General features: G+C 63.1%; 12 protein-coding genes. 8 read left to right on the top strand and 4 right to left on the bottom strand.

Annotation, left to right across the window (positions count from 1 at the left end):
• Window positions 1–133: 133 nt before the first annotated feature.
• The 4 genes from ilvD (at window position 134) to T8A63_RS17410 (ending at window position 3,757) form a co-directional block, all read left to right on the top strand.
• Window positions 134–1,900 carry a dihydroxy-acid dehydratase gene (ilvD, locus tag T8A63_RS17395; RefSeq protein ID WP_322344543.1) on the top strand — a complete coding sequence of 589 codons (1,767 nt, stop codon included), beginning with the start codon at window positions 134–136 and terminating at the stop codon, window positions 1,898–1,900.
• A gap of 22 nt (window positions 1,901–1,922) precedes the next feature.
• Window positions 1,923–2,480, top strand: coding sequence for a hypothetical protein (locus T8A63_RS17400; protein ID WP_322344544.1), 558 nt, complete (start codon window positions 1,923–1,925; stop codon window positions 2,478–2,480).
• 119 nt (window positions 2,481–2,599) lie between these two features.
• Window positions 2,600–3,373 carry a DUF6478 family protein gene (locus T8A63_RS17405; protein WP_322344545.1) on the top strand — a complete coding sequence of 258 codons (774 nt, stop codon included), beginning with the start codon at window positions 2,600–2,602 and terminating at the stop codon, window positions 3,371–3,373.
• Between the two features lie 9 nt (window positions 3,374–3,382).
• Window positions 3,383–3,757, top strand: coding sequence for a hypothetical protein (locus T8A63_RS17410; protein ID WP_322344546.1), 375 nt, complete (start codon window positions 3,383–3,385; stop codon window positions 3,755–3,757).
• Window positions 3,758–3,890: 133 nt separating this feature from the next.
• Here the strand turns inward: T8A63_RS17410 and T8A63_RS17415 are convergent, their stop codons facing one another.
• The 3 genes from T8A63_RS17415 to gpmI are packed head-to-tail and all read right to left on the bottom strand — an operon-like array spanning window position 3,891 to window position 7,882.
• Window positions 3,891–5,228 (bottom strand): S41 family peptidase, encoded by a 1,338-nt coding sequence (locus tag T8A63_RS17415; RefSeq protein ID WP_322344547.1) that lies wholly within the window; start codon window positions 5,226–5,228, stop codon window positions 3,891–3,893.
• Window positions 5,229–5,231: 3 nt separating this feature from the next.
• Entirely contained in the window at window positions 5,232–6,368 is a 1,137-nt protein-coding gene (locus tag T8A63_RS17420) for a peptidoglycan DD-metalloendopeptidase family protein (protein ID WP_322344548.1), read from the bottom strand.
• Window positions 6,365–7,882, bottom strand: a complete 1,518-nt coding sequence (gpmI, locus tag T8A63_RS17425; RefSeq protein WP_322344549.1) for a 2,3-bisphosphoglycerate-independent phosphoglycerate mutase — start codon at window positions 7,880–7,882, stop codon at window positions 6,365–6,367. Before gpmI ends, T8A63_RS17420 begins: the two co-directional genes overlap by 4 nt.
• A 169-nt stretch (window positions 7,883–8,051) precedes the next feature.
• On the opposite strand from gpmI, the gene T8A63_RS17430 reads away from it, so the two are divergent.
• The 4 genes from T8A63_RS17430 to T8A63_RS17445 all read left to right on the top strand — a co-directional run bounded on the left by T8A63_RS17430 (window position 8,052) and on the right by T8A63_RS17445 (window position 12,189).
• On the top strand, window positions 8,052–8,231 hold the full coding sequence (locus tag T8A63_RS17430) for a zinc-finger domain-containing protein (protein WP_067622513.1): 180 nt from the start codon (window positions 8,052–8,054) through the stop codon (window positions 8,229–8,231).
• Between the two features lie 123 nt (window positions 8,232–8,354).
• The gene (gene polA, locus T8A63_RS17435) at window positions 8,355–11,153 is read left to right on the top strand and encodes a DNA polymerase I (RefSeq protein WP_322344550.1); all 2,799 of its coding nucleotides are present in this window, start codon (window positions 8,355–8,357) and stop codon (window positions 11,151–11,153) included.
• Window positions 11,153–11,359, top strand: coding sequence for a YdeI/OmpD-associated family protein (locus T8A63_RS17440; RefSeq protein ID WP_322344551.1), 207 nt, complete (start codon window positions 11,153–11,155; stop codon window positions 11,357–11,359). Before polA ends, T8A63_RS17440 begins: the two co-directional genes overlap by 1 nt.
• Before the next feature lie 212 nt (window positions 11,360–11,571).
• Entirely contained in the window at window positions 11,572–12,189 is a 618-nt protein-coding gene (locus T8A63_RS17445) for a glutathione S-transferase (RefSeq protein ID WP_322344552.1), read from the top strand.
• Here the strand turns inward: T8A63_RS17445 and T8A63_RS17450 are convergent.
• Complete coding sequence (locus T8A63_RS17450; protein WP_322344553.1) at window positions 12,178–12,942, bottom strand: hydroxypyruvate isomerase family protein; 765 nt, start codon at window positions 12,940–12,942, stop codon at window positions 12,178–12,180. The two genes, T8A63_RS17445 and T8A63_RS17450, sit on opposite strands and share 12 nt — an antisense overlap.
• Between the last annotated feature and the right edge of the window lie 16 nt (window positions 12,943–12,958).

Raw genomic sequence — 12,958 nt, forward strand, 5'->3', positions numbered from 1 at the left:
ACCGCGTCAGAAGGTCAGAACCTATGCCCTAACACGCTGCGATACAACAGTTCCCCCACCTCATACGCGCCAAAGCCTTGCAGCACCGCCCCTGCCCCTCTATTCCGTTCAAGACGTTTCAAGGAGCCCACCGATGTCCACCACGCCCCGCTTCGACAAATCCCGGCTGCCCAGCCGCCACGTGACCGAAGGCCCGGCCCGCGCGCCGCACCGGTCTTACTACTATGCCATGGGCATGACCGAAGAAGAGATTCACCAGCCGCTGGTGGGCGTCGCCACCTGCTGGAACGAAGCTGCCCCCTGTAACATCGCGCTGAACCGTCAGGCGCAGGCTGTAAAAGTTGGCGTGCATTCCGAACAGGGCACCCCGCGCGAATTCACCACCATCACCGTCACCGATGGCATCGCCATGGGCCATGAGGGCATGCGTTCCTCGCTGGCCTCGCGCGAAGCAATTGCCGACACGGTAGAGCTGACCATGCGCGGCCACTGCTATGACGCCATCGTGGGTCTGGCGGGCTGTGACAAATCCCTGCCGGGAATGATGATGGCCATGCTGCGCCTCAACGTGCCGTCGGTCTTCCTTTATGGTGGGTCGATCCTGCCGGGCAAAGCACCTGCCGGGGCCGATGTGCCCGAAGATTTCGCCAGCCGCGATTTGACCGTGCAGGACATGTTCGAAGCCGTGGGCCGCTTCCAAAACGGCACCATGTCGCAGGCCGCTTTGGACGTGCTTGAGCGCGTGGCTTGCCCATCGGCGGGTGCTTGCGGCGGCCAGTTCACCGCAAACACCATGGCCTGCGTGTCAGAGGCCATTGGCCTCGCGCTGCCGAACTCGTCGGGCATGCCCGCTCCCTATGAGAGCCGTGACGCCTATGCCGAAGCCTCGGGGGCGGCGGTCATGAACTTGATCGAAAAGAACATCCGCGCGCGCGACATCTGCACCCGCGAAGCCTTTGAAAACGCAGCGCGCATTGTGGCCTGCACCGGCGGCTCGACCAACGCCGGTCTGCACCTGCCCGCCATGGCCCATGAAGCCGGGATCGAGTTCTACCTCGAAGACGTCTGCGAAATCTTCCGCGACACGCCCTATTTCGTCGACATGAAACCGGGCGGTCAGTACGTGGCAAAAGACCTCTATGACGCGGGCGGCGTGCCGGTGGTGATGAAGGAGCTGCGCAAGGCGGGCCTGTTGCACACCGACTGCCTGACCGCCACGGGCCGTTCCATCGGCGAGGAGTTGGACCGCATCGACCGCGAGGCCGACGGCAAGGTGATCCACTCGGTTGCCAACCCAATCAGCAAAACCGGCGGCGTTGTCGGCCTCAAAGGCAATCTCGCCCCCGAAGGCGCTATCGTGAAAATCGCGGGCATGTCGGAAGAAGACATCGTCTTCACCGGCCCGGCGCTGGTGTTCGAATGCGAGCAGGACGCCTTTGAAGCCGTGCAAAACCGCGCCTATTCCGAAGGCGACGTTTTCGTGATCCGCAACGAAGGCCCCGCAGGCGGCCCCGGCATGCGCGAGATGCTGGCGACCACGGCAGCACTTTCGGGTCAAGGCATGGGCAAGAAGGTGGCTCTGATCACCGATGGCCGCTTCTCGGGCGCGACACGTGGTTTCTGCGTGGGTCACGTTGGGCCAGAAGCCGCACACGGCGGGCCGATTGCGCTGCTGAAAAACGGCGACATGATCACCCTTGATGCCATCACCGGCAGCATCAGCGTCGATCTGAGCGAGGATGAACTAGCCGAGCGCCGCAAAGGCTGGTCTGGCCCCCGTGCGACGAACTACCAAAGCGGCGCGCTGTGGAAATATGCCAAGCTCGTTGGCCCCACCTACCTTGGTGCCGTGACACATCCGGGCGCTCAGGCCGAGACCCATGATTACATGGACCTCTAAACGCCCTCTTGCGGCACTTGCTATGCTCACCCTGTCCGCCTGCGAAGGCGGTCAGGGTTTTTCCTTTGGCGGCAGTACCGGCGCGCCCGACAAACCCCTGCGGCAAACGGCGCTGGCCGGGGGCGCGGTGCAGGTGGTGCCCCCGCAGGGCTATTGCATCGACCCCAAAAGCCTCAAACGCCGCTTTGCCCTGATGGCGCGCTGCGATGCGCTTGGCCTACCGGAGGTCGTCACCGCCGCGCCGCGTGGCATCTTAACGCTGGCGCTGATCGAGGCCGAGGCGGAGGCCCCTCTGCCCACCCCGCAACAGGTCGCCGAGGCCACTGGCCTGAGCCAGCTGCAAGAGGCCGGCAGCATTGAAGGCGCAACGATTTTTGTGGCCCAAGGGCCGGTGCCCGCCGAGGGCATGTCGCCCCGCCACTGGCGCGGCATGGCACGGATCGGCGGCCATGTCGCCAGCGTCACCCTCTACGGCGCACCGCAAAGCCGCGCCATTTCCGAAGAGGGCCGCGCACTGGTCGCAGACCTGATCCGACAAAGCCGCAGCAAAAGCGCGAAGGTTGCCGCCGCTGGCAGCTGACCCGCCCGTTGTTTCCAAATTGGCAACACTGCCCGCCCCCGGAAACAATCACGGGGGCTATTCATTTGAACGAAATGCCCGCCTTGCATAGACTGCGACAAAACGAGAGGCGCAGGTTCATGGTCAACTTCCCCAGCGGCTATCTGGAGAGCAAGCTCTATGCCCGCGCGCTGCAACGTTGGGCCGATACGGCCCGCAAGGCCGCCACGGTCGATCTTGCCACCCTGCGCCGCCAACGCAGCCGCGCCCGGCTGCTGCGCGCCCAACTGGATCGTCTTATTCACCGCGCAGAAGACCGCCTCGCCCTGCCCGCGATCGGCGCCAGCGGCTTTCCGAAACCGCATAACGCCGATTGGGCATGGCGACCCGAACTTTGGCGCGGCCCGCTTGCCACGCCGGGGATGTCGTCGGTCGAAACCAAATCCACACTGGGCGAGGAAGTGACCCTATTCCACGATTGCGCGCAATCGGAACTGACCCTGCGCCAGTTGCGCAACCTGCGCGAGGCCGATTTGGCCCCCTATGGGCTGCAACTCGATGTCTTCAAATTTGATGGGTCTTTCCTGTCGCTGGTGATTAACCTGCCCACCGACGCCATCACCGGATTGAAACGCCGCCACCTGATCCGCATGGATACGATCGTGCAATTAGAACACCCGCTTGAGATCTTTGCCCGGCTCAACATCCGCCATGGTCCGAACACTGAACAGATCGTCCGCGAACTGCCCATTGGTCAGGAAAATATCAGCGTCGAATTTGATCTGGCCTATAGCAACCTCAACGAAAAGCGGATCGAGGCGGCATGGATCGACCTGATCTTTGAGGGGCCGGACATGAACCAATTCGTCCTGCGCGACCTCACTTTCTCGCGCCGCCCCCGCGCCCAGATCTAGGACCCCGTCATGAGCCACTTTGACCTGACCAAGACTGTATTGCGCCAAGGCATCTGGCACGGCGTGCTGACCGGCAGGAACGGCACCGACGCCCCGCAGATCAGCGTGACGCATGAAGGCAAAGAGGTGGCAGAGGTGACGCTGGAAGCCGAAGGGACCGAGGGGCACTGGCACCTCTCCTTCGCCCTCCCACCCGAGGCGATTGCCGATGGGGTGCAGACCCTCGTTATCACCGAAAAGACCGGCGGGGCGCTCTTGGGTCATGTGACCCTGATCGCGGATGAAGCGCTTGGCGATGACATTCGGGCCGAGATGGACCTGCTGCGCGCCGAACTCGACATGCTCAAACGCGCCTTTCGGCGGCATTGCCGCGAAACGGGGTAAGGCGGGCACCGCCCCGCGCTGCAATCGGCGCCGCGCGCTCTAGGTCGCGCCCCGCCCCACCGCTAACAGGCCGGCCCCAAACAAAAAGCCCCGCTGTCGCCAGCGGGGCTTTTTGCATCTTGTTTACGATATTTTACTCGTTCGGGCCCAAAGCAGACAGACCCTTGAGGATGTCGATGGCATAGGCCAGTTGGTAATCCTCTTCACGCAGCTCAGCCGCCTTGCGGGCCTTTTCGCGATCATCTTCGATCTGTTTGATCTGATCGTCGGTCAGGCTGTCATTGTTCAACCGCCCGCGCAGATCGGCTTCGGAGCGGAGGGGGCGTGCCGATAATGCCTCATCCTCCTCGGTCTCCGGTGCGGCTGGGGGCTGGGCCACAACGATGTCAGGCGACACGCCAAGCGCTTGGATCGACCGGCCCGAAGGCGTGTAGTAGCGCGCCGTGGTCAGGCGCATGGCCCCGTCGCCGCGCAGTGGCATGACGGTCTGAACCGACCCTTTGCCGAAACTCTTGGTGCCGATGACGATGGCGCGGCGGTGGTCCTGCAAGGCCCCCGCGACGATTTCCGAGGCCGAGGCAGAGCCGCCGTTGATCAACACCACAATCGGTTTGCCCATCGCCAGATCACCCGGCGTGGCATTCACCCGGTCACCATCTTCGATGTCGCGGCCACGGGTGCTGACGATTTCCCCTTCTTCGAGGAAGGCATCCGACACGGCAATCGCCTGATTGAGCAAACCGCCGGGGTTGTTGCGCATATCAATGACGATGCCGTTGATATTCTCCATGCCACCCGCGTCTTCGATCTGCTGCTCCAGACCTTCTTTCATCTTGGGATAGGTCTGCTCGTTGAACGTTGTCAGACGCAGCACGGCGGTGTTGCCCACGGTCCGGGCGCGCACGGCGGTCAGCTGGATTGTGTCGCGTACGATGGAAACGTCGAAGGGCTCTGGCTCCCCTTCGCGCACCACGGTGATGAGGATCTCTGACCCCACCGGCCCGCGCATCATCTCGACCGCGTCGTCGAGGCCAAGACCCAACAGGCTTTCGCCATCGACATGGGTGATGAAATCCCCCGCCTCAATCCCGGCCTCAGCAGCAGGGGTGCCATCAATGGGCGAGACGACTTTGACGAAACCCTCTTCTTGGGTAACCTCGATGCCCAAACCCCCGAATTCGCCGCGCGTCTGCTCGCGCATCTTTTCGGCGTCCTTGGGCGACAGGTACGACGAATGCGGGTCAAGCGAGGTCAGCATACCGTTGATGGCGGCTTCGATCAGGTCACCGGGTTCGACATCTTCGACATATTGCGCACGGATGCGTTCGAAAATATCGCCAAAGAGGTCGAGCTGTTCATAGACGTTTGTCGTCTTCTCAGCCTCTTGCGCCAACAGCGGTCCGGCGATCTGAGTGGTTGCCACCACCCCCGCGACCGTGCCTGCAACGGCTGCCATCACGAATTTCTTCATCTGCTATCCATCCTTGTCGGTGCGGAACCAGTCTGCCGGATCCTGAGGTGTGTTGTCTTGCCTGACTTCTATATAGAGCGTTTCTGTCCGGTCAGTGCCAGTGCCTTCACCAATTGGTGACATCTGGGAACTTGTGCCGCTTTCCGGCCCGCCCATCAACCCGATGGGCGTGCCACCGGCAATCACCTGCCCGGCTTGGCCGTAAACGATATCCAGCCCCGCCAACACAAACAGCGTGTCAACCTGCGGCTCAAGGATCACGACATTGCCCAAATCCAGCAACGGACCGACGTACCGGATCGTCGACGCCGCGGGGCTGGTAACGATGGCGCGGGGGCGGGTGGCAAGGATCATGCCGGGCCGTGTGACCCCAGCCGAGTCCGTCTCTCCCGCCTTGCGCAGCACCAAGCCTTGGGCGGGCAAGGGCAGCTCGCCCACCTGACCGTCAAGGTTCACCGGGGCGGGTTCTTCCGCGCCGGTGGTGATTTCGGACAGGCCACTGGCAAAGCCATCCAATGTCTCGGTCGAGGCAATCAGGATCGCGGTGCGCACCGGGTCTTCGGTAAAGCGCGTCGGCAGATCGGTACGGTTGGCCATCGCCTGATTGAGCGCGGTGCGGGCGCGCTGCACTTCGGTCAGCCCCTCTTGCAACCGCTGTGCCGCATCGGTCTGCAAGGCACGCAGGGTTTTGATGTCTTCGTAGTCTTGGCGCAGCGCATCGGCGCGGGCGTTGAGCGCGGGCGTCAATTCCGCCAGCAACATCCCGGCACGCGCAGTGCCCATCGGGCCATCGGGATGCAGCAGCACCACGGGCGATGGATCGCCCCCAATGCTTTGCAAGACACCAAGAAACTGCGCCACCTCCCCCTCACGCGCCTGAAGTTTGCGGCTTAGCTGCGCCTCGTTGATGGCCGCCTGCCGCAGCCCGGCGCGCATCGCCGCCAAACCGGCCTCGAACGCTTGAATGGTCTCGGTCAACGCCTGCACCCGGTCGCGCGCGCCATCGGCTTGATCAAGTTTGGACGACGCCGTCTCAAGCGCTGCCGACGCAGCACGCGCTTCTGCGGCGGCCTCTTCGGCTTGGGCCTGTGCCATCAAGGGCAAGCAGACGAATAAAAAAGCCGCGGCGAAATGCTTCATGTTAGCAGGCTTTTCCCGGTCATTTCTTTAGGCTGCGGCAGGCCCATCAGTTGCAATATCGTTGGTGCCAGATCGGCCAGCCGCCCGTCACGCAAGGCGGCCCCTTGGGGTGCGCCCACCGCCACCGCTGGCACGGGGTTGAGCGTATGCGCCGTATGCGCGCCGCCGGTCTCAGGGTCGATCATCACTTCGCAATTGCCGTGATCCGCCGTGACGATCATTGCGCCGCCTGCGGCTTCAAGCGCGCTTAGCACCCGGCCCAGCCCCGCATCTACCGCCTCACACGCCGCAATCGCCGCCGCCACATCGCCGGTATGTCCGACCATGTCGGGGTTGGCGTAATTCACCACGATCAAGTCATAGCCCGCCTCGATCGCCTGCACGAACTGATCCGTCACCTCGCCGCAGGACATCTCGGGCTGCATATCATAGGTCGCAACATCGGGCGACTTGGGCATGTTGCGGTCTTCGCCCGTCGCTGGGATTTCGACACCGCCATTAAGGAAAAAGGTCACATGCGGATATTTCTCGGTCTCGGCCAAGCGGAACTGCCGCAGCCCCTGCTGCGCCACCCAATCGCCCAATGTGTTCACGATATCGGGTTTGGGGTACATCGTGCTCATATACGCCGCGTGGTCTTTGGAATACTCCGCCATGCCCATCAGCACGGCCCAGTCGGGGCGCGGGCCAGTGTCATAGGCATCGAATGCAGGTGCTCCGAGGGCCGCCATGATTTCCCGCGCACGGTCAGCACGGAAGTTGAGGCAGAAAAGCCCGTCGCCAGTCGCAGCGCCTTTGTAGCCGTCGATTACCGTTGCGGCGACAAATTCATCGGTTTCGCCGCGGTCATAGGCTGATTGCACGGCCGTGAGGGCGTCTGGCGCTGAGCCACCCTCCCCGCGCAGAATAGCGGCAGAAGCCTTGGCCACGCGGTCCCAACGGGTGTCGCGGTCCAGCGCGAAATAGCGGCCTGTGACGGTGACAATACGCACGCCTTTGGGCAGCGCCTTTTCCAGCGCCGCGAAGTACCCAAGCGCCGAAGAGGGCGCGACATCACGCCCGTCTGTCACCGCATGGATCACCACCGGCACCCCTGCCGCATCAAGCGCACGGGCGGCGGCAACCATGTGATTGAGATGCCCATGCACACCACCGTCCGAGACAACGCCCATCAAATGCGCCGTACCGCCGGTCTCTTGCAGCTTAGTGATAAACGCGCGCAGCCGATCATTCTTGGCAAAACTTCCGTCTTCTATCGCCAGATCAATTTGCCCCAGATCCATCGCCACCACACGGCCCGCACCGATATTGGTATGGCCGACCTCGGAATTGCCCATCTGCCCGCGCGGCAGACCCACGTCGGGACCGTGGGTGATCAATTGCGCGCTTGGACCTGCCTGCATGATGCGATCAAAATTCGGCGTGTTCGCCAGTAGGGGCGCGTTGCCTTCTCGGGTCTCGCTCAGCCCCCAGCCGTCAAGAATGCACAATACCACAGGTTTCGGGACGCTCATCAGACTGTCTGCTCCGGCTAGGTCACTGGTTAGCGTCTTTTACCCCTTGTGGGCTGGCACTTGAACCACTTTGTGCACAAGCCTCCCATTCCCGCGCAGAGCCCTTGCCCCGCGCGCCTGCTTTGGTCATAACGAGTGGCAACTTTCGCCTGAGCCGAGGACCAACTCCATGACCCTGCAAGCGCCCGAAACCCGCATCGTGAACACTTGGCGCGTGGCCTGCGACGGCAGCGAAGGCGCGCTTGGCCACCCGCGCGTCTGGCTGCAAATCCCACAAGACCGCGGTTGGGTCGAATGCGGCTACTGCGATTGCAAATTCGTCCATACGGATTTCGAAGGCAAAGTCTGAGCCTTTCCGGCCCCCATCTGAACTTCTGAACCGACGGCACGAACCTGCCCGCGCGGCGCATTGGCGTCTGGCCGTGGGCCATGCTTCGTGGCAAAAGGGTCGCCAACCCAGCGGAGCATTCCTATGACATTCGGCAAAGGCCACCACCTGCATCTGATCGACGGCTCGGCCTTCATCTTTCGCGCCTATCACGCCCTGCCGCCGCTGACGCGCAAATCCGACGGCATGCCCATCGGCGCCGTGGCTGGGTTTTGCAACATGCTGCACCGCTATGTGGAGGGCAACACCGGCCCCAACGCGCCGACCCATGTCGCCGTAATCTTCGACAAGGGCAGCCACACCTTCCGCAATGACATGTACGACCAGTACAAGGCCAACCGCGAGGCCATGCCCGAAGACCTGCGCCCGCAGATCCCGCTGACCCGCACCGCGACCGAGGCGTTCAACGTCGCTTGCAAAGAGCTCGAGGGCTATGAGGCGGATGACATCATCGCCACACTGGCCGTCCAAGCCCGTGCCGCTGGCGGGCGCTGCACCATCATCAGTTCCGACAAGGATCTGATGCAGCTTGTCGGCGACGGGGTCGAGATGCTGGACGCAATGAAGAACAAGACCATCGACCGCGATGGGGTGTTTGAAAAGTTCGGCGTCTACCCTGACCGCGTCGTGGACGTGCAGGCCCTGGCGGGCGATTCGGTCGATAACGTACCCGGCGCGCCCGGCATCGGCATCAAGACGGCGGCCCTGCTGATCAATGAGTTTGGCGATCTCGATGCGCTTTTGGAGCGCGCCGAAGAGATCAAACAGCCCAAACGCCGCCAGACCCTGATCGACCATGCCGAGCAAATTCGCCTGAGCCGCAGCCTTGTGTTGCTGGATGAGAATACGCCGATCGACTTCACCATCGACGATCTCGAGGTGCGCAACCCCGATGCCGACACCCTGCTCGGCTTCCTGTCTGAGATGGAGTTCCGCACCCTGTCGAAGCGCGTGGCCGAGGTGCTGGGCCGCGAAGCCCCCGCCATCCCCGACGCGCCAGCGCCTGCCATGGCCGACGCACCGCAGGTCGCGGATGTGCCCTTCGACCACAGCAAGTATGAGCAGGTCAGCGACGCCGAAGCGCTGCGCGTTTGGCTCGACCGGATTTATGAGGTCGGCTATGTCGCGGTCGACACCGAAACCACCGGCCTGAACGAGATGACCGCCGAACTGGTCGGTGTGTCGCTGGCGGTTGAAGCCGGGCAGGCCTGCTATATCCCACTGACCCACAAGGCCAGCCGCAGCGATGATCTGTTCGGCTCCGATGACCTCGCACCCGGCCAGATGCCGATTGAGGAAGCGCTGCAACTGCTGACCCCGATGCTGGAGGATCCTGCGATCCTGAAAATCGGGCAGAATATGAAATACGACGGCAAAATCTTTGCCCAACTCGGCATCACCGTAGCACCCATCGACGACACGATGCTGATGTCCTACGCGATGCACGCAGGCCTGCACGGGCATGGGATGGACACGCTCTCGGAACGTTACCTCGGCCACACGCCCCTGCCGATCAAACCGCTACTCGGCAGCGGCAAATCTGCCGTGACCTTTGACAAGGTGCCAATGGAAGACGCGGTGCCCTATGCCGCCGAAGACGCCGATGTCACCCTGCGCCTGTGGAAACTCTTCAAGCCGCAGCTGCACCGCGCCGAAGTGACCAAAGTCTACGAAACGCTTGAGCGCCCGCTGGTGCCCGTGTTGGCCCAGATGGAGCGTTCGGGGATACTCGTCGACCGCGACACGCTCAGCCGGATGTCCAATGCTTTCGCCCAAAAAATGGCGGGGCTAGAGGCTGATATTCACGAGCTGGCCGGAGAGACGTTCAACGTCGGCTCCCCCGCGCAGCTGGGTGAAATCCTGTTTGGCAAGATGGGCCTTGAGGGCGGCAAAAAGGGCAAGACCGGCAAATACTCCACCGGTGCGGATGTGCTGGAGGATCTGGCCACCGAACATGACCTCGCCCGTCGGGTGCTGGACTGGCGGCAGCTGTCCAAGCTGAAGTCGACCTATACCGACGCGCTGCAAGACCATGTAAACGCCGAGACGGGCCGCGTGCACACCTGCTATTCCATCGCCGGGGCGGCGACGGGGCGGCTCGCCTCGACCGATCCGAACCTGCAAAACATCCCGATCCGCTCCGAGGAAGGCCGCCGCATTCGCGAGGCTTTCGTCGCGCCCGAGGGCAAGGTGTTGGTGGCGCTCGATTACAGCCAGATTGAGCTGCGCATCCTCGCGCATATCGCCCAGATCGACGCACTGAAGGAGGCCTTCGAGCGCGGCGATGACATCCACGCCATGACCGCGTCCGAAATGTTTGATGTGCCGATGGACCAGATGACCCCGGAAATTCGCCGCAACGCCAAGGCGATCAACTTCGGTGTGATCTACGGCATCTCCGGCTTTGGCCTCGCGCGCAACCTGCGCATTCCACGGGCCGAGGCGCAGGGCTTTATCGACCGCTATTTCGAACGCTTCCCCGGCATCCGCACCTATATGGACGACACCAAGGCCTTCGCCAAAGAGCACGGGTTTGTGCAGACGCTGTTCGGCCGCAAGATCAACACGCCCAACATCGGCGCCAAGGGGCCGCAGGCAGGTTTTGCCGCCCGCGCCGCGATCAACGCGCCGATTCAAGGCACCGCTGCTGATGTGATCCGCCGCGCCATGGTGCGGATGCCCGAGGCCATCGCCGATCTGCCCGCGACGATGCTGTTGCAGGTGCACGATGAACTGCTGTTCGAAGTGGAAAAAGGGGCCGAAGACGCGCTGATCGCCGCCGCGCGCGAGGTGATGGAGAACGCCAATGATCCGGTGGTGAAGCTTGATGTAAAGCTGATCGTCGATGCCGGCGTCGGTGCCAACTGGGCGGAGGCGCATTGATGGAGCATATAGACCTCCCCGAAGACCTCGCTCAAGCGCTGGAAGAGACCGGCGCACGGGCCGGCTGGGACGGATACAGCGATGAGTTGCGCACCGATGCGCTGGCATGGATCGACGCGGCGCGGACCACGACGGCACGGTCGAAGCGGGTGGATGATGTGGCGCGCTTTGCCGGTAAGGGACTGCCGCCGACACCGTTTCAGTAGGGTGAAATGAAGCACCGGCCCGGAATCAAGCCGCAGGCGCCGGGCCATCGCCTGCCCGCCCCCCGGGTAGGCGATTTGGTGAGGCTGGGCATACCCTTTCGAGCACACATCACGGATGAGCCATAAAGTGGCAGAAACCTCTGCCCGGTCGCCGACCCGCGGTCAGGCCATGGCCCTTTGTACATCTTGCCCATGTCACCTAAATACTCCCCATGACCTCAATCCTCTACTCCTTCCGCCGTTGCCCCTACGCCATGCGCGCGCGGCTTGCCATCGCCGCCGCGCAAACGCCCGTCCACCTGCGCGAAGTCGTCCTGCGGGACAAACCGCAAGCATTCCTCTCGGCATCCCCCACCGCCACCGTCCCTTGCCTCGTCACCGAAACCGGCCCCATCGACGAAAGCCTCGACATCATGAAATGGGCGCTGGCCCAGAACGATCCCGAAGGCTGGCTCGACATGCCGCCCGAGGGGCACGATTGGATCACCCGCGCCGATGGCCCGTTCAAAGACGCGCTCGACCGCACCAAATACGCCACCCGCTATCCCGATGTGAACCCCCAAGAACAACGCGCCAAGGCTGCCGCCTTTCTCCAAGACCTCGACGCGCAACTGGGTGACTGGATCTTCGACCGCCCGACGCTGGCCGATTACGCGATCCTGCCCTTCGTGCGGCAATTCGCCTTTATCGACCGCGCTTGGTTCGACGCGCAGGACTGGCGCGCCCTGCGCGGCTGGCTCGACCGGTTCCTCACCGCGCCCCGGTTCGAAAGCGTGATGAGCAAATACCCCCAGTGGCAGCCCGACGATGCGCCGGTGTCATTCCCCTAAGGCGGCCACCCATCCGAGCGTCTGCTCCGTCGCCACATCCGGCATATACTCCCCACTGACAAAACCGTCATAGCCCACCCGCAGTGCGGCAAAGAGCCCGTCGAAATCGACATCACCGCTGCACGGCGCCCCACGCCCCGGCGCGTCACCAAGCTGCACATGGCGGATTAGGGGGCGATATTCCTCGAATACCGCCACGGCATCGCCATGGATCATCTGCGCGTGAAAACTGTCGAACTGCAGCCCCACATTCGGCGCATTCACTGCCGCGAGAAGATCCGCCGCCTGAGCGTAATCGTTCAAGAAATACCCCGGTCTGGCCTCAGGGCAGAGCGGCTCGATCATCAAAGTGACCTCCGGCGGCGCCTCGGCGGCGGCATGACGGAGGTTCGCCACGAATGCCTCTGCCGCCGCTGGCCCTTCGGCCTCCCCGGCCATGACATGAACCATCTTGGGCCGCAGCGCGTCGACATAGCGCCAGACCCGGCGCATATCATGGGCAAAGCGTGCCTCCCCGCCCGGAATGGCCGCGAAACCGGGCTGGCCGCCGGTATAATTCGGCGGTGGGGCATTGATCAGGGCTAGGTTTAACCCGTTGCGCAGCAGGGCGCGCTGCGTCTCTTTCGCGGGCATGTCATAGGGAAACAACACCTCGACCGCGCCGAACCCCGCCTCTGCCGCCGCGTCGAACCGGTCCAGATAGGGCAGTTCGGACCAAAGCAGCGATAGGTTGGCGGCGGGGGTGATCGGCATTCGGGTCTTTCGGTGA

It is taken from the genome of Sulfitobacter sp. OXR-159 (genome assembly GCF_034377145.1).
GTDB lineage: Bacteria > Pseudomonadota > Alphaproteobacteria > Rhodobacterales > Rhodobacteraceae > Sulfitobacter.